17 protein-coding genes are annotated in these 18111 nt (G+C 47.5%); 1 reads left to right on the top strand and 16 read right to left on the bottom strand.

Annotation, left to right across the window (positions count from 1 at the left end):
* Positions 1-338: 338 nt before the first annotated feature.
* The 16 genes from phoU to ACWPAB_RS01665 form a co-directional block, all read right to left on the bottom strand.
* Entirely contained in the window at positions 339-1016 is a 678-nt protein-coding gene (gene phoU, locus ACWPAB_RS01740; protein ID WP_003569545.1) for a phosphate signaling complex protein PhoU, read from the bottom strand.
* Positions 1017-1026: 10 nt separating this feature from the next.
* A complete protein-coding gene (gene pstB / locus ACWPAB_RS01735) occupies positions 1027-1791 on the bottom strand; it encodes a phosphate ABC transporter ATP-binding protein PstB (protein ID WP_003564212.1) in 765 nt (254 codons plus the stop codon).
* A gap of 9 nt (positions 1792-1800) precedes the next feature.
* On the bottom strand, positions 1801-2619 hold the full coding sequence (gene pstB / locus ACWPAB_RS01730; protein ID WP_003569543.1) for a phosphate ABC transporter ATP-binding protein PstB: 819 nt from the start codon (positions 2617-2619) through the stop codon (positions 1801-1803).
* 79 nt (positions 2620-2698) lie between these two features.
* Entirely contained in the window at positions 2699-3583 is an 885-nt protein-coding gene (gene pstA / locus ACWPAB_RS01725; RefSeq protein ID WP_003564208.1) for a phosphate ABC transporter permease PstA, read from the bottom strand.
* The gene (gene pstC, locus ACWPAB_RS01720; RefSeq protein WP_003564205.1) at positions 3580-4503 is read right to left on the bottom strand and encodes a phosphate ABC transporter permease subunit PstC; all 924 of its coding nucleotides are present in this window, start codon (positions 4501-4503) and stop codon (positions 3580-3582) included. Before pstC ends, pstA begins: the two co-directional genes overlap by 4 nt.
* A gap of 140 nt (positions 4504-4643) precedes the next feature.
* On the bottom strand, positions 4644-5504 hold the full coding sequence (locus ACWPAB_RS01715; RefSeq protein WP_003569539.1) for a phosphate ABC transporter substrate-binding protein PstS family protein: 861 nt from the start codon (positions 5502-5504) through the stop codon (positions 4644-4646).
* 102 nt (positions 5505-5606) lie between these two features.
* A complete protein-coding gene (gene pnpS, locus ACWPAB_RS01710) occupies positions 5607-7274 on the bottom strand; it encodes a two-component system histidine kinase PnpS (RefSeq protein WP_003564201.1) in 1668 nt (555 codons plus the stop codon).
* Positions 7267-7974, bottom strand: coding sequence for a response regulator transcription factor (locus tag ACWPAB_RS01705; protein ID WP_003564199.1), 708 nt, complete (start codon positions 7972-7974; stop codon positions 7267-7269). Before ACWPAB_RS01705 ends, pnpS begins: the two co-directional genes overlap by 8 nt.
* Positions 7971-9074, bottom strand: a complete 1104-nt coding sequence (locus ACWPAB_RS01700) for a PDZ domain-containing protein (protein WP_003569536.1) — start codon at positions 9072-9074, stop codon at positions 7971-7973. The genes ACWPAB_RS01705 and ACWPAB_RS01700 overlap by 4 nt, the downstream gene beginning before the upstream one ends.
* A gap of 159 nt (positions 9075-9233) precedes the next feature.
* Positions 9234-10121, bottom strand: coding sequence for a permease-like cell division protein FtsX (gene ftsX / locus ACWPAB_RS01695; protein WP_003564193.1), 888 nt, complete (start codon positions 10119-10121; stop codon positions 9234-9236).
* The gene (ftsE, locus tag ACWPAB_RS01690; protein WP_003564191.1) at positions 10111-10797 is read right to left on the bottom strand and encodes a cell division ATP-binding protein FtsE; all 687 of its coding nucleotides are present in this window, start codon (positions 10795-10797) and stop codon (positions 10111-10113) included. The genes ftsX and ftsE overlap by 11 nt, the downstream gene beginning before the upstream one ends.
* Before the next feature lie 76 nt (positions 10798-10873).
* Positions 10874-11990, bottom strand: a protein-coding gene (prfB, locus tag ACWPAB_RS01685) for a peptide chain release factor 2 (RefSeq protein ID WP_096772597.1) whose coding sequence is annotated in 2 segments (ribosomal slippage) — positions 10874-11917 and positions 11919-11990 — 1116 coding nt in all. Because the reading frame shifts where the segments join, the coding sequence is not laid out codon by codon here.
* 124 nt (positions 11991-12114) lie between these two features.
* Entirely contained in the window at positions 12115-14478 is a 2364-nt protein-coding gene (secA, locus tag ACWPAB_RS01680; protein WP_003578257.1) for a preprotein translocase subunit SecA, read from the bottom strand.
* 333 nt (positions 14479-14811) lie between these two features.
* Positions 14812-15369: a ribosome hibernation-promoting factor, HPF/YfiA family gene (gene hpf / locus ACWPAB_RS01675; RefSeq protein WP_003569531.1), complete on the bottom strand. Its 558-nt coding sequence runs from the start codon at positions 15367-15369 to the stop codon at positions 14812-14814.
* Positions 15370-15488: 119 nt separating this feature from the next.
* Positions 15489-15950: a ComF family protein gene (locus ACWPAB_RS01670; RefSeq protein WP_003564183.1), complete on the bottom strand. Its 462-nt coding sequence runs from the start codon at positions 15948-15950 to the stop codon at positions 15489-15491.
* Between the two features lie 212 nt (positions 15951-16162).
* On the bottom strand, positions 16163-17425 hold the full coding sequence (locus tag ACWPAB_RS01665; RefSeq protein WP_003569529.1) for a helicase-related protein: 1263 nt from the start codon (positions 17423-17425) through the stop codon (positions 16163-16165).
* A 27-nt stretch (positions 17426-17452) separates the two neighbouring features.
* Between ACWPAB_RS01665 and ACWPAB_RS01660 the strand changes: the two genes are divergently transcribed.
* Positions 17453-18103 carry a YigZ family protein gene (locus tag ACWPAB_RS01660; RefSeq protein WP_003569527.1) on the top strand — a complete coding sequence of 217 codons (651 nt, stop codon included), beginning with the start codon at positions 17453-17455 and terminating at the stop codon, positions 18101-18103.
* Positions 18104-18111: the final 8 nt, after the last annotated feature.

Here is an 18111-nt window from a genome sequence, read left to right as displayed (position 1 = left end):
TGAACGGGTCGGAAGACGGACGCTTGAAAGTAATGCATCTACTCATCTGGTTATTGACATGAGACACATCATCAGCGCGTTCATCAAAAAAAATCTATCCACAGTCGCCAGCCAGATGGGGCTGGCAACGCTGAGCTGATGATGTTTGCACGGCTGAACCCCATCTAGCCTATGATTGCTCCGCCTTGGCACCGGGATCTTTAGATATTAGTAAGTCATCCATGAGAGATCAAAAGAGGGATGATTTTCACAAAAGTAAAAATCATCCCTCTTTCAAAATAACAATCAATGTCAATCTTTTTCAGTCACCCTTGCAAGCCAGCAAGAGCGTCATTTTCTCAGAACTTATCCTCAATAGCATTTGAGTTCAATTCGGTAATCTTCCCTGTTTTGAGATAAACAATCCATTCACAGATATTAGTGACATAATCGCCAATTCGTTCAAGATAGGAAGAAACCAGCATGTAATCCATGGATCCGATCACCGTTTCTGGATTATCCTGCATCTGCCGAATACATTCCTTGTAGATTCGTGATGAAAAGTCATTGATCCCATGGTCTTCAAGCGCAATCTTGCGGGCGCGAGCAGAATCTTCCTTCACATACGCATCCAGAACCTGTTCTACCATCTCTTTAACCGCTTCAGCCATGCCAGCGATATCTTCCTCGATTTGAGGAACCCGGGTCTCACCCTTGACCCGAATGGTAGATTTAGCAATTGATACCGCATGATCACCCATCCGTTCCAAATCAGAGCTGGCTTTCATGACCGTCACAATCACCCGCAAATCAGTCGTAACCGGCTGCTGCAGTGCAATCAATTCGAAGCTGCGTTTTTCCAAATCTACTTCACGTTCATTGATATGCTTATCTTCATGAATCACTTCGCGGGCCAGGGCCTTGTCGTGATTGATGAATGCTTTCACGGACTTATAGATGGCCTCGTTGACCATCATCCCCATTTCCGAAAAGCGCACATGAAGATCGTTCAATTCATCAACAAAAAGTCGTCGCATACTACCCCTCCTATCCGAAGCGTCCAGTAATGTAATCTTCGGTTTCCTTTTCCTTTGGATTTAAAAACATTTGTTTTGTGTCAGCAAATTCAATCAGATTACCCGTCAAGAAGAAAGCCGTTTTATCTGAAATCCGCGAGGCCTGGTGCATACTGTGAGTTACCAGAATAATCGTATACTGATCACGCAATTCCAGCAGCATATTTTCGATCTGCGTGCTCGAAATCGGATCAAGCGCGCTTGTTGGTTCGTCTAACAAAATCACATCCGGTTTAACGGCCAACACCCGAGCGATGCAGACCCGCTGCTGCTGGCCACCTGACAATGATAAGGCACTTTCATGCAAGTGATCCTTAACCTCGTCCCAAATTGCTGCCTGCTTCAAACTGGTTTCAACGGCTTCATCTAAAACGGCTTTATCCTTAACGCCTGCCAGCCGCAAACCATAGATGACATTTTCATAAATCGAAAAAGGAAATGGATTAGGTTGTTGAAAAACCATGCCGACTTGTTTTCGCAATTGAACGACATCTTCATTGGGCGAATAAATGTTATTGCCCCGCAAACTGACATTGCCAGTGATGGTGACACCCGGAATGAGATCATTCATCCGATTCAGGGTTCGCAAATACGTTGACTTACCACAGCCAGATGGCCCAATTAACGCCGTAATTTCATTCTGATTGAAGTCTAGGTCGATGCCTTTTAAAGCCTCAAATTTGCCATAAAAAAGATGAACATTTGAACTGGTAATGATTTTTTTTGCTTCAGCCATGTGTTCCTCCTAGCCGAAATGTCCGGAGACATAGTCGTTCGTCGCTTTGATCTTAGGCCGGGTAAAGATTTTGCGGGTTTCGTCATATTCGATCGCCGTTCCGCTGTAGAAGAACGCCGTGTAATCACTGATTCGGGCGGCCTGCTGCATGTTGTGTGTGACGATGATAATCGTATACTTATCCTTCAATGACATCAAGGTATCCTCAACCGCCGAAGTTGAGATCGGATCCAGCGCACTGGCTGGTTCATCTAACAGCAAAATATCAGGCTTCATCGCAATCGCGCGGGCAATACACAAACGCTGCGCCTGCCCCCCTGAAAGTGACATGCCACTTTGATTCAAGTCATCTTTGACTTGGTCCCAAAGCGCCGCCTGCTTCAAACTGGTTTCAACTATCTCGTCGAGTTTTTGCTTGTCTTTTAATCCAAATCGACGTAAGGCAAAGGCAATGTTGTCGTAAATAGATTTGGCAAATGGATTAGGCCGCTGAAAGACCATACCAATATGCTTACGCATTTCGTAGACATCCACCGCGTCACTATTGATATCAAGGTTGCGATACATGATCTTGCCGGTGACACGTGCACCTTCAATATTATCATTCATGCGATTCAACGAGCGCAAGTAAGTCGACTTCCCTGAACCGCTGGCGCCGATTAATGCCGTAATCTTATACCGCTCAAACGGTAAAGAGACATTATGAATGGCTTCATTCTCACCATAAAAAACGCGTAGATTCTCTGTTTCGATCGCAATTTCCTGCTTGTCGCGATCGAATGGACGAATATAAGTGTCATCTAATGAATATTTTTCAAGTTCTTGCATCGTGAGCCTCCAAGCGTTTTGTCGCCAACTTTATGACCACCATCACCAACTCCACTGCAATGGCATGTGCGTATTCACATTAGGATGCGGTCATTTTTTTGAACAGGCGATTGCCAAAGTAGCGCGCACCGAGATTAAACAGCAGAACGGCCAGAACCAAGACCGCACTTGCACCGGCCGAGACGGCAACGGCATCTGGCTGAATGCCTTCCGAGTTGATCTTCCAAATATGCACGGCTAATGTTTCCGCCGGACGGAAAGGATTAAGCGGACTTGCGATGTTAGCAGGATTCCAGTCGGTAAAATCCAACGCTGGCGCACTTTGTCCAGCGGTATAAATCAGGGCCGCAGCTTCACCGAAGACACGCCCTGCGCCGAGAATCATCCCAGTAATGATACCTGGCAATGCTTCAGGAATGACAACGTGCAGGACAGTTTCCCAACGTGACAAGCCAAGCGCCAGACCGGCTTCGCGCTGCTCATACTCAACTCCACGCAACGAGTCTTCCACGTTACGCGTTAACAACGGCAGGTTGAAAACCGTCAGCGCCAACGCACCGGACAAAATTGAAAAGCCAAACTTGAACTGCAACACGAAAATCAAGAAGCCGAATAAACCAACCACCACGGAAGGTAGCGAGCTTAAGATTTCGATGGACGTCCGAATGACATCGGTCAGCCAGTTTTTCTTAGCATATTCGCTCAAGTAAATCCCTGCACCCAATGAAATTGGCGTGGAAATCAACATTGCGAGCAGCAGGAGATAAAAGGAGTTAAACAACTGGATACCGATCCCGCCGCCAGCCTCAAAGCTTTGAGCCGGACTTGTCAGAAAATGCCAGGAGATGTGAGGTAGGCCTTGAAATAGAATGTATCCAAGAAGGCTCGCCAAGATGATAATGATGATACCTGAGACGATATACAAAACCGTCGTTGCGATTTTATCAGCAACTTTTGGATTCATTTGTTCAACTCCCCTTTCTTCCCGATCCAGCGAATCAGCAGATTAAAGGCTAGCGACATGAGGAGCAGCAACAATGCCAGAGACCACAAAGCATTGTTATCTAGCGACCCCATAACTGTGTTGCCAATACCGCTCGTCAAGACAGAGGTCAGTGTCGAAGCTGGAGAAACCAAATTTTTCGGTAAAAGCGCTGCGTTCCCAATCACCATCTGAACCGCCAGTGCTTCACCAAAGGCACGTGCCATCCCAAACACAATCCCAGTCAGAATTCCCGGAATCGCAGCACGTAGAACCACGCGATACGTGGTTTGCCAGCGTGTTGCACCTAATGCTAATGACGCTTCACGATAATGTCGTGGAACAGCTTTTAACGCGTCCACGGTCATGGATGTCACAGTGGGTAAAATCATGACGAACAAAACAAAAGTACCAGCTAAAATCCCGAACCCAGTACCACCAAAAATGTGGCGAATAAAAGGCACGATGACGGAGAGGCCGATGAACCCATAAACAACTGATGGAATCCCAACCAGTAATTCAATCACCGGTTGCAAAATCTTCTGTCCCCATTTACGGGAAATCTCAGTCATAAAAATGCCTGCGCCAACCGCAAACGGCGTCGCAATAATTGCTGACAGGAATGTCACACCAAACGAACCGACGATCATTGGCAAGGCGCCAACTTCGGGATTGCCGTGCGCATCTTTGATTGACGGATTCCAAACACTTTTGCTTAGAAACGACCAAAGATTAATCTTGTTTTGAAAGAAGGTAGCTAGTCCTTTCGATGCCACAAAGAAGAAAATTGCCACCACCACAATCACAATTAAACTGATACAAAGCAAACTGATCAGTTTACCACGCTGCTCTAACTTAGCTGAACGCGATTTTTTGAGCATTGCTTCCCGAATTGGATCCATCTTGACCTCCTAAACGCGCTTTCTAACTAAAACCTTCCCGGCGAAGACCACAACATCGGTTTCTATCCGGATTAGATCACGCTTCTGTCCGACACCTGACACAGCCAACGGATCTGACCGTGTCTTGATAACATCACAGGTTACTGCTTGCTCACTTTGCCATTCGCGTCCCGAACCACTTTCATTTGTGTCATCGGGACGTAACCCATTTTCAAAACAAGCTTCTTCTGAATAGCTGGTGACATCACATAAGCCAAAAATTTCTTAGTGAGTCCTTTTGGCTGCCCTTTCGTATACATATGTTCGTACGACCAAATGCGCCATTGATTGGTCGTGACATTTGCATCCGTGGGTGCGACGCCATCAACTGAGAGCCCCTGAACTGTTTTATCAATGTACGAAAACGCCACATAAGAAATGGCACCAGGCGTACTGCCGACAATTTGTCGAACCATCCCGGTAGAATCCTGCTCCTGAGCGGCCATTGGCTGTTTGCCTTGCATCACCCATTTTTCAAAAGTCGCGCGTGTGCCTGAGCCCTGCGCTCGATTGACTAGAACAATCGGCACATTTTTGCCGCCCAACTGCTGCCAGTTGGTAATTTCGCCAAGAAAGATTTTTTGCAGCTGTGCCATCGAGACATTTTTAACGCCAACCTTCGGATTCACAATCGGGGCGATCCCGACAACTGCTACCTTATGATCAACCAACGCTTTGGCCTTGATACCAGCTTTTTCTTCAGCAAAAAGATCCGAATTACCAATGTCCACAGCACCTTGTTGGATCTGGCTTAAACCTGTGCCACTCCCGCCGCCTTGGACGTTGATAAAGACCCCCAAATGTTCCGTCTGATATTGTTCACCCGCCGCTTCAACCAAGGGCTGTAAGGCACTTGATCCAACTGCGGTGATCGATTCTCCCGACTGTTGACTGCTGCTGTTGCAAGCACTGATTAACAGTGGCAAAAACAGCAGGCTCAACAGGGTCACAATTTTTTTCACACGAAATCCTCCATTTCAAGCTCCAATTATTTTATCAGTTACATGTAAATGTTCATGTCATTGAATGTAAAGATTGTGTAAAGGCATGATGGCTGCGGTTTTTCATCCTCTGTGCGGGCCCTCACCCACAGGCAAAGTGACCGTAAACGTTGACCCAACCCCTACTTGGCTGTGAACCGCAACATGACCATCCATACTCTTAACCAGTTCGGCCACAATCGCTAAACCGAGACCGGTACCGCCATTGTGACGACTGCGAGCCTTATCTACTCGGTAAAAGCGTTCGAAGATCCGGGCCTGTTCCGTCTCAGAAATCCCGATCCCAGTGTCGGCAACTGCCAGTGACAGCTGATGATCGACAACCTGAGCGCTGATCGTGACATGACCAGCCAAGCGATTGTAGAAGACTGCGTTGTTCAATAAGTTGCGCACGATTTGGGTCAATTTGCGCTCGTCAGTCACGACCAATAGATCCGGGGTAATTGCCACTTCAACGCGAATTTGCTTGTCTTGAATCACTTTGGCCAAATTATGCAATGCATCATCGACCAATTTTTTCAAAGCAACCGATGCAGCCACATTTTGGTTGGAATCCGGTCGACTCAAGGTCAAAATGTCATTAATTAATTGTGTTAATCGCTTGCTCTCGTCATAAATAATCCCTAAGAACCTGTCCAAGGTCGCCGGATCATTCTTCGCACCGCCAAGCAAAGTCTCTGCAAATCCAGAAATAGCTGTGACTGGGGTCTTCAATTCATGGCTGACATTCCCGACAAAGTCCAGTTGCATTTTTTCAACCTGTCGCAAGTAAGTGACATCATATAGAATCACCAGCACCTGCAACCGACTGATGCCTTGATTCAAAGGAATAACCGAAGCATCAACGGATTTTTGCGTGGTCAAAATTGTCAGTTCCTGATGATGCGTTTTTTCATGGCGAAAAGTGTGTTCGATCATGCGCGCCAAGGCATAAGTTTTAACATCATCAAGGTAGCTGTGTCGGGGCTGCGGGATTTGATGACCTAGCAGCTGCGACATGGCGTGATTATGCAAGATGACATCTTTATCGGTGTCAATCAGCATGACTCCCAATGGCAAGTTATCAATCAACCGATCAAAACTTGATTGACGCACCGCCACTTTTTCACGGAGATGGGCTTGTTCAGCGGCCAATGCATTGATGCGGCGAGCAACTGGTACAAAAGGTGAATCGGGCGGTAAAATCACCGGATCTGGGTCTTTCTTTCGACGGATGCGATCTAGATTATGGCTCATGACTTCAATCGCTTCTTGATAACGATGTTCAGATCGAAAAAGCCAAATGAGAATGGCAGCGAGCAATGCCGCAAAGGCAAGCGTTAGGAGCCAGAATTGCTCTGGTGCAGTTGTCCAGACACTTGACTTAAAGCGGCTGACTGCCACCCACTGCCCTTTATTTTGGAATAAATACGCTTGCTCTGTTCGACCATTCACGTTGACGGTTGTTACAAACGCTGCATCCCGATTACCACGCAAGGCATCAGCCATCACTTTTTGACGCGTGGTCCGCGGATTATTGGGAATGACCGTGATGAAGGCTGCCTCTGACTCTGCCAATGCTTGCCGATTGACCCCATCATGACTCGAGGCCGCATACGTCCGGCCGACCCGCCGAAGATCACGCGCTTGTTGATGGACAATTTGTTGATTCACCGTTGTCACGAGCACAAAAAAGCCTGCCAATGATAGCAGACTAATGATGAGTGCACGCCGAATGATTCGTTTATTCATGGGGTGCCTCCATTTGGTATCCGAAACCGCGAACTGTCTTTAAATAGTCCGGATGTTTCGGATCCGTTTCAATTTTATCGCGTAAATGGCTGACCTGAATATCCACCATTCGCGTCTCTGCGGGATAGTCGAATCCCCAAACCCCGTTCAATAAAGCATCTCGAGACAAGGTCTTGCCAACACGTTGAGCAAAGTAAACCAGTAGCTCAAATTCTTTTGGCGTCAACTGCAGCCGTTTGCCACCCTTGCTGGCCTTATAATTTTCTGGATCAATCGCGATCTGGCCAACTGTGATCTGATCACTGTTGCCCGGTTTTTGACTGGTTTGCGGCTGACTCTGACTCCGTCGTTCAATCGCCTTGATCCGAGCAATGATCTCCCGCGGCGAAAACGGCTTAGTCACATAGTCATCTGCTCCGAGTTCTAGGCCAACAATTTTATCGGTTTCATTGTCTTTGGCAGTCAAGATCATAATCGGCGTCTGAATTTTATCTTCACGAATTTTGCGGGTAACATCCAAGCCGCTCAGACTCGGCAGCATTAAATCGAGGATGATAAAGTCAAATGGCTCGTTGCGCACTTTATCCAAAGCCTCCTGACCATCTGTCGCTGTTTCGACCTGATAGTGTTCAGCTTCCAAATTATATTGCAGCAACGTCAAAATCGCAGGTTCGTCATCAACAATCAAGATCTTCTTCATGCTGTCTCCTCCGGAAATAAAATCATACCAAGTTCGTGTGGGGCACCGGCAAAAATGGCCGTCTCAGCTAATCGCAGCTCACCATCTGCCTGTCGAAGCCGCAAGCGGCAATAGGTTGGTTCTTTTTGAATGGCATCGTAAAGCTCACGAGAATTGTTCACGGAATGGTGATTGCAGGCCAATACGCGATCACCGGGTTGTAAGCCCATCTCTGCAGCCGGTGTATGCGGCACGACACCAATCAACACCACACCTTGATCGGCTAAAGTCACCGTCAGATGCACCTGCCGTCCCTGCCAAATGAAGCCGCCAACCAATACTAAACTCACCACAGCTGGAAAGACAAGACTACCCAGCAAAGGCAAGGTCATGGTGCGGGCAACAATGCCATAAACGATAAGCACGCCACCTGCGCCGCCATACCACGGCCAACTTCGCCGCCAAGCCGTCTGAGCGCGATCTCGCGGAGTCATGAAGGTCGCACCTAAAAGCAACGGCAAGCCCACAAAAGTCAAAGACTGCACTGTAACCGCCAGCAGTGGGAGGTTGCTGACGTTTTCAACAGCAACAGGTAAGATTAACGGCACCCAGAACAGTTGCCGCAACTCAAACGCCGCACTTTGCCGCTGGCGGCGGTCTTGTTGAATCACCGGCGACTCGATCTCATCGCCGCGGTTGAATCGCGCAAGTCCAGCTTGTGTTAGCCATAATAGGCCGACCAAAATAGCTAAATTAGCTGCATGCTGTTCAGCTAGCAAACCAGACTGACCAACTGCCGCCAGACTGGCAAGACCTAGCCACCAAGGGCTAAATCGCCATTTAGAAAATAGCAATGCTACTAACGTCAAGCCGCTTAATGCAAGCAAAGCAGCTAAACTGATCTGCAGTCGTCCAATAACCATCACCAGCGAGACTAGCGCACCTACGACAAGTCCGATCCAGAAGAACCGACCAATTTCTGGATGTTTGGGATGAATTGCGCGCAGATACCGGCGGCGCTCGCGATCAGTGCGATTGACAGCAAACCAAATCGTTAAACCTAGCGCTAGCCAAAACACCAAACCAACCGGATTGATAAGTAAGGCAACTACAACTGCCATCGGTAACCCTCCAATATTCACTGTGACCAGTATAGCAGAAATCGCCGGAGGCTCCCACAACGTCATAAAAATCAAAATGTGAGTAGGCCCGCATAGCCGAGTATGATAGCAAAAAACTCATCCCCGTCATTAGCGAGGATGAGTTCACAAATTGCACGATTAAATTTTGAGGAAACGCCGCATTGAAATGACTGCGCCTAATGCACCGATGATGATACCAATGCCCGCCAGCATCAAATCAAGCCAAAGCAGAAATGGCATCGTGCCATATAGCGAATAACCGTTAGAGCCGCTTGATAAGCTGAAGCTGCGGTAAACAACGGCATAACCGATGTCAACAATCACAATTGGCAGCACAGCCCCGAACAATCCAGTCCAAGCGCCTTCAAGAATAAATGGCCAACGAATGTATGAATTTGTTGCCCCAACTAGGCGCATAATTCTGATTTCGTCAGAACGCGACAGAATCGTAATCCGAATGGTATTACTTATCAGGAAAACCGCCACGAACAGCAGAAGGACAGTAAAACCAAGTCCCCACTTTTGTGCTGAATCAACTGAGTTGAACAGTTTTTTCGCAGTCCGGCCGCCATAACTTGCGTCCACCACATGGTTTAGTTTTTGAGCTTGTTTGGAGACCTTGATCGTCGCCTTAGGGTTGCTTGTCTTAACCATGAAGACATCACTCAATGGGTTCTGATCGCCAGAGAACATTTTCCATTGCGAACCATACCCGCCGACAATGGTGTTCAATTCCTGCTGACGTGACCGGTAAGTCACTTTCTTGACATTATCAAGCTTTTCTAGCTGAGTTTTTAATGCATCACGTTGTTTCGTCGTAGTTTTCTTCTCGATGTAAACACGCACTTGAACGTCATTTTCAACTTGCTCTGATACATGATGCAAGTTGAAAATAAGTGCCATGAAAATACCGACCAATAGTAAGGTAACTGTAACGGCACTGACAGCGGCAACTGACATCCAGCCATTTCGCTTCAGACTGCGCAGCGAATCCTTTACATGCCGGAAAAAGATCTTAGTCTTCATTACCGTAAGTGCCTCCTTCTTCGTCACGAACCAAACGGCCGCCAGCAATTTCAAGTAAGCGATGCTGACGCTCATTTACGATGTCCTTGTTATGCGTCGCCATAATAACAGTTGTCCCACTGGCATTGATCCGCTCAAGAATATCAACAATTTCATCTGATGTTTGTGGATCCAAATTGCCTGTCGGTTCGTCGGCGATCAATACCTTAGGCTTGTTGACGATGGCACGAGCAACTGACACACGTTGTTGTTCCCCACCGGATAATTCATCAGGAAAACGGCGCAGTTTTTGTTCGAGACCTACCAGCCCCAGTACTTCGAGGACTCGGTCCTTGATTTTTTCGTCAGGTGCTTCGATCACTTGCATCGCGTAAGCAATGTTTTCGTACACTGTTAACCGCGGTAAAAGTTTAAAATCTTGAAAGACGATACCAATATGACGTCGCAAAAATGGTACCCGGCTCGGTTTCATTGTTGCAAAATCAAAATCATCAATTTTAATCGTACCGCTGGTTGGCATTAGTTCATGGTAAAGCATTTTGACGAAAGTCGATTTCCCGGCACCGCTGGGACCGATCACATAGACGAACTCGCCATCATGAATCTCAAGATTGAGATTTTTAATGGCAGTCACGCCGTTAGCATACTGCTTCGTCACGTTCTCCATTTGAATCATGCAAATTGCTCCTTTTTCTAAGCTAGCATCAGTATAACAGGCGATTAAGTCAGCAAGGTTTCAGGCAGATTACAGTTTAATCAGGATTCTTTTGCGCAAGTTCCCATTGAAGATACGCATTGATGAATGGATTCAAATCCCCGTCCATAACCGCATTGCCATTTCCGGTTTCATAATTCGTCCGATGATCTTTCACCATCGTGTATGGGTGAAAGACGTAAGAGCGAATTTGTGAACCAAATGCGACATCTTTTTGTTCGCCTTGAATGGCCTTGGCCTTAGCACGCTTAGCTTCTTCTTCGCGCTGATACAATTTAGCCTTTAACATCGCCATCGCAGTCGCTTTGTTCTGAAACTGTGACCGTTGCGCCTGACTTGAGGTGACGATTCCGGTTGGTAGATGAATCAAGCGAACCGCACTGGAGGTTTTGTTGATATGCTGACCGCCAGCGCCGCTTGAGCGGAAAACCTCCATTTTGATGTCTTCCGGCCGCAGATCAACTTCGATTGAGTTGTCGAGTTCCGGCATCACGTCCACCGAGGCAAAGCTAGTGTGTCGCCGTCCAGCGGAATCAAATGGCGAAATCCGCACAAGTCGATGGACGCCTTTTTCACTTTTCAGCAAGCCATAAGCATTCTCGCCATTGATCAGCAGCGTTACGCTCTTGATGCCAGCTTCATCCCCAGGCTGATAATCCGCCACTTCTACTTTGAATCCGTTCTGATCGGCCCAACGCTGATACATTCGCATCAGCATTGATCCCCAATCCTGAGATTCCGTGCCGCCTGCACCAGGGTGAATTTCCAAAATGGCATTGTTGTGATCGTATGGACCGTTCAGCAAAAGCTGCATCTCATACTTGTCCAGCTTTTCCTGTAAATCTTTGATCTTTGCTTCTTCTTCTTGCTGCAAGTCCTTATCAGGCTCGTCTTGTAATAACTCAAAACCAGCCTCAAGATCTTCCAACTCATTTTCTAGTGCATAAAATCGATCGTGCTTTTCTTTGAGCGCATTGTTGTTGTCAATAACCTTTTGAGCAGCCTCCGAGTCATCCCAAAAGCCGGGTTCAGCCATTCTGCCTTCATTTTCAGTAATGCGTTCGTTCAGCGCATCGAGGTCAAAGTGACCCCCTAAATTGATTAATTTTGGTCCGCATAGCGGCCAAGGTGTTGCGCATAACACTCAGTTCCATCGTGTAATCTCCCTTTTTTTAAACATAGTTGCGTTATTGTAGCGTGACTAAGTGCGTCGGCGACTGCTTCAAAACACCCCAGTACCGCAAGCTGTAGCCGCGGTGCTGGGGCGCTAAGCCGTTATTAACGGCGAATATTTTGTCGGATTTCAGCTTTCATGAACAGCCGAGTCACATCATCATCAATTGATGCAATCATTTCTTCAAACATCCGGTAGCCTTCTTCTTGATATTCGACTAGCGGATTCATTTGACCATAACCGCGCAATCCGATCGACTGCCGCAACTGATCCATCGCATCAATATGATCGGTCCAAGCAGAATCAACCACGCGCAAAATAACAACTTTTTCGAATTCAAGCATCTGCGCGTCATCGCCTAGCTGCTTATTCTTTTGCTGGAAGTTGGTCTCCGCCATCTCGGCCAGTAACCCGATCAACTCGTCTTGCGACTTGCCATCTAACTGGCTGCGTTTGAATTTCTCAGGATCAATCATGTTGGCAGTGACCCAAGCGTACAAGGCATCAAGGTTCCAGTCCTTCTGATCTCCTTGTGTATGAGTCTGAACAATCCGTGTAATCGTTCGATTGATCATAGCCATCAAGACAGGCTTCAATGTTTCCTGTTCATTGATGACTTGCTGCCGCTGCTTGTAAATGACCTCGCGTTGTTCACGCATCACATCATCATATTGCAGCGTATTCTTCCGCGTGTCGTAGTTATTCCCTTCGACCCGTTTCTGGGCTGACTCCACCTGCCGTGAAATCATCCGACTTTGAATCACCTGATCATCATCCGCCACCTTAAAGCGATCCAACATAGCTTTAATTCGATCAGAACCAAAGCGTTTCATCAGATCATCTTCAAGGCTCAGGTAAAACTGTGTAGAACCTGGATCGCCTTGACGCCCTGAACGGCCTCGCAACTGATTATCAATTCGACGACTTTCATGGCGTTCCGTCCCGATAACTGCCAAACCGCCAAGTTCGGTGACACCAGGTCCAAGTTTGATATCCGTACCACGCCCAGCCATGTTCGTCGCAATCGTCACAGCGCCGCGTTGGCCAGCATTCATAATGATTTCTGCTTCTTTAAAGTGATTCTTCGCGTTCAAAACGGTATGTGGAATCTTGGCCTCATCAAGTTGCTTACTAAGCCGTTCACTCGATTCAATCGCAACCGTCCCAATCAGCATCGGCTGGCCTTTTTCATGACGCGCTTTGATGTCTTCAACAACCGCGTTGAACTTAGCATCTAACGTCGGGTACAGCACGTCAGGGGAGTCAACCCGGATAACTGGCTTGTTGGTCGGAACAGAGATGACTTCCATGTTATAAATTTCTCGGAATTCTTCTTGCTCGGTCTTTGCGGTCCCAGTCATCCCGGCCAACTTGGTGTACATCCGGAAGAAGTTTTGATAAGTGATGTTAGCCATCGTCTTATTTTCGTCCTGAATTTGGACGCCTTCTTTGGCTTCAATCGCCTGATGCAAGCCGTCAGAATATCGGCGACCTTCCATTGCTCGGCCAGTAAACTGATCAACAATGAGGACTTCACCATCGGAAACCATGTAATCGATATCCTTGAGCATGATGTAATTAGCCCGCAAGGCCTGATCAATATGATGCGTTAAGGCCGTATTTTCGGTGTCATACAGATTATCCAGTCCGAAATTCTTTTCAGCCTTCCGGATGCCGCTTTCAGTTAACGAGATTGTCTTCGTTGGCCAGTCGATCTTGTAATCGGTCTCCGCTTTTAGCGTCTTGACAAACCGATCGGCACGAATGTAGAGACCGGTTGTTTTTTCTGCGCCGCCAGAAATGATCAATGGGGTTCGCGCCTCATCAATCAAAATAGAGTCAACTTCATCGACGATTGCAAAATTCAGTGGCCGCTGAACCATCTGCTCTTTGTAAACAACCATGTTGTCACGCAGATAGTCAAACCCGAGTTCACTGTTCGTGGAATAGGTAATGTCGCAATTATAAGCTTCTCGTTTTTCATCACTGTTCTTGGAGTTGAGGTTTAACCCTACGCTCAAGCCAAGCCAGTTGTATAGCTCGCCCATTTCCGTGGCATCACGGGTTGACAGGTACTCATTGACCGTGACAACATGAACACCTTTACCAGTGAGTGCGTTCAAATAAACAGGCATGGTTGCGGTTAAAGTTTTCCCTTCGCCGGTCTTCATCTCCGCAATGTTGCCTTCATGCAACACAATCCCGCCAATAATTTGGACTCGGAACGGGAATAGACCTAAAACACGCTTGGCACCTTCCCGCGCAGTCGCAAAGGCTTCTGGCAGAATGTCATCAAGGGTAGCACCAGCTGCGAGACGATCTTTTAATTTTGGTGTGTTTGCTTTTAATTGTTCATCAGATAATGCTGCATACTCATCTTCATATTGCTGAACCTTATCAGCAATTTTGCCTAGGCGCGCGATTTCTCGCTTATCGCTTTCGACCCATTTTCTAAGAATATTGGCCATGAATGGATTCCTCTCTGTCGAAACTTCGTTAAACTGACAGTATATCTATAGTATCTTAACATTTTCATTGGGTATTGAAAACCGAGCATTACAAAGATCCTGCATTATCCACATCGACGAGCGCACGCCGATGCCGTTCACAATAACAACTGAATACCAGCACGATAGCGCCTCAATCTTCACTGCCTGCAAGTTCATATACCAGGCCCCAATTTGTATATTGTCATTAAACTTTAATAAAAACTTACCAGCAATAAGTCCATATGGCAAACTTTCCCAACAAAAAACAAGATCACCTTTTGCGGCGATCTTGTTTTTTGTTTTAAGAACTGCTTATTCGTCGGTTTCGATCAAGCCATAACGCCCGTCACGCCGCTTATAAACAATGCTTGTGCCATTGGTGTCAGCATCTTCAAAGATAAAGAAGTTGTGCCCCAACATATCCATCTGTAGAATGGCTTCTTGCGAATCCATCGGCTTCAACGACACTCGCTTAGTTCGAACAACGGTCAGATTATCATCATCTTCGGCTGGTTTCGGTTCAGCTGGTGCAGTCGCATCAATGTCGATTTGGCCAAAGCCTTTTTCACGTGACTTGCGATTGATCTTTGTCTTGAACTTGCGTACCTGCCGTTCCAGCTTGTCGGTCACGAGATCGATGCTGGCATAAAGATCCGGGCTGGTTTCTTCAGCACGCAGGGTCAAGAAAGACAACGGGATGGTCACTTCAACTTTTGCAGTTTTATCGGAATAAACCTTCAAATTGACGTGTGCCGTTGCAGTAACCGAACCTCCGAAGAACTTGTTCAGTTTGCTAATCCGCTTCTCCACGTAACTTCTGATGGCCTCGGTGACTTCGATGTTTTCGCCACGAACATTGTATGTGAGCATAAAACTTCTCCCCTTTCCTACGTGTAACACTTACACGTCGATTGGTTGGGATAAAACCCTTCCAATCTTCAATTTCATTATACCCGAATGTTGTCGCCAGACACAACAAAAGCCACATTTCAGCGAATTAAAGTAAATGCGGTCACCGTGCCCTGAAATCCCGCGGCCACAAGCGCATCGCGAGCGTGATACAATGTCCGTCCTGTGGTATATAAATCGTCAACCAATGTAATTTGTTTGGTTTGATTCAACTTTGCTGCTGGCACAAGTACGGTAAAGCTTTGCGGCGTTTGTAATCGTTCGCGACGATTTTTCTGCGCCTGCGGTTTGGCCGTTGGTGATTTACGTAGCCATGGCTGTAGCTGCAAACCGCCAAAAAGTCCCTGAATTGGATCAAATCCCCGCACATCATAATGTTTGGATTCGCTAGGAATGGCGACCAGTGTCCCAGCATTTTGCAATTGTGCAGCAATGAGATCTTGAAACGCATCGTGTAAGCGATAATCGCCAAGACCCTTGTACTGGTAAATCCATTGTTTCATAGCTGCGTCATAAACAAATAAAGCCCGATTATGTAACAACCGCCCTTGCTGCTCCCATTGGCGGCAATCCGCGCATATTCGTGCATCACCCGACCGGCCGCAGCCTGGACAAGTCGCTCCAGTAATCATCTTAAAGCGGGCTAAACAACTACTGCACAATCGGGGTGCTATCAACTTGCTGCCAGCTAACAACGCCTTCAATGTCGGACTACGATCAACATGGCGATCACACCCGCAACAACGCATCACCATCACCGTCCATTCATCATGACAATCTGACGTTTGGCCGCTAACAATGCTAACGTATAGCGATCCGTGAAAAAGACAACCGGATCGTCGGCACTATCGGCTGCCCGCCCGGCTCGACCAGCAATCTGTACTAGCGCCGAGGCCGTGAATGCCCGATCGGCTGCAGCCACGACCCCAACCGCACACCTGGGCACCGTTACGCCACGTTCCAAAATTGTCGTCGTGACTAAAACCTGAATTTTCCGCTGACGAAAAGCCGTTATTTTCTCTGCCCGTAGACGGTCCGTGCTAGCAACGCCAGCTACCCTTAGCCCGTTACGTTGAACAAGCGCAGCAATTTGAGGCGCCCAGCTGATCTTAGGAACAAACAGCAAACATGACCGCCCTGTCGCCACGACATCACGCACCCACTTCACGATGGCAGGTGGCAACTGGGACGGTAATTTTTTAAAATTCACCAACCGAATCGCTGGAACTGGCAAAGGGTGCCCGTGAAATCGACGAAACAATCGACTGACCATCAACCCTTTACGCATCGCCGCCTTCAATGGCCGATCCGGCGTTGCCGTTAAATAAACAACCGGTCCACGCCGGGCACCTTGAACAGCCCGATGGAGCATGGGTGTTCCCGCCATCGGAAACGCATCGACCTCATCAACGACAATCAGATCAAAAGCCCGATGAAATCGTAATAATTGATGCACGGTGGCCAGCATCAAATCACTGTCAGTTTGATCAAAATGACCGCCATATCGAACGGCGATGGGCGTGGTTGCAAAGGCAGTTCGCAGTCGCGGCGCAAGCTCCCGAATAACATCAATTCTCGGCGAAACAATAGCCACGCGCTTGCCTTGTTGTACCATCTGTGAAATGGTCGGAAAAAGCATCTCGGTTTTGCCAGCACCTGTCACTGCCCAAATCAAATGATCAGCCCCTGCTGTAACACTCGTTTGTAAAGCCGTTGACGCTTTTTGCTGGGCAGGCGTCAATGTCCCGTGCCACGTTAATAAGCCGTCGCCAACAGGCCGGTGCGGCTGTTCAAAGCGGTAAAGCAAATCACGATTTGTTAAGCGGCCTATACTCACGCAAGCTGAACAATAAAACCGCCCATCAGGCAATTGAACTGGCTTTCGATCACCGCAACGTTGGCAACACCAGCGCCCGTGTTCTTGAATCAACGCTGGCAGTGATGTGGCCTGTGCTATATTAGAAACGGTTAAGCGCATCAGTTCATTTTCTGTCAATTGTGCCCCAGCAAGATTCATCATGATCACCTCATAAGGAGATTACGCATGTCAGAGCAATATCTTACCATCCAACAAACCGGCAACTACACAAATACCATTAAAAAATCGCGTTTCATCACCCATCTTGCGCGCATCAAGGACGAAGATGATGCCAAGGCCGTCATTGCGCAAGTATCAAAGGAAAACACCAAAGCTACCCACAATGTTTTTGCTTATGTTCTTGGCGATACCAATCAAATTCAACGCGCAAGCGATAATGGCGAGCCTTCTGGAACTGCCGGTGCCCCAACACTGGAGGCTTTGTTGCAGCATGACTTACGTGATGTGGTAGCCGTCACGACTCGTTACTTTGGCGGCATTAAACTTGGTGCTGGCGGACTCATCCGGGCGTATGCAGGCAATGCCAACACGGCGATCGAAACCATCGGCATTGTGGCGCGCATCAAACAAAAAGCTGTAACTTTTACCATTCCTTACGCCGACTTTGATCCAATTCAGCATTTTTTGACAACCAATCATTTGTCAATTGCGAACACTGATTACGGGACTGCTGTTACCATCACCCTGTATCTAGATGATGAGCATTTGCAGGCGACGCTCGCGGCCCTAAATGATTTCTTGAATGGACAGTTTTCGCCTACCATTGGCGCCAGTCAATACCGCGAAGTCCCTTTATCAACAAAGCCTAAGCTCTAAGAGGACAT

This window comes from Lacticaseibacillus sp. 30 (genome assembly GCF_053819265.1).
Note: the sequence above shows the minus strand (reverse complement) of the source record. Positions and strands in the feature narration are given on the sequence as shown.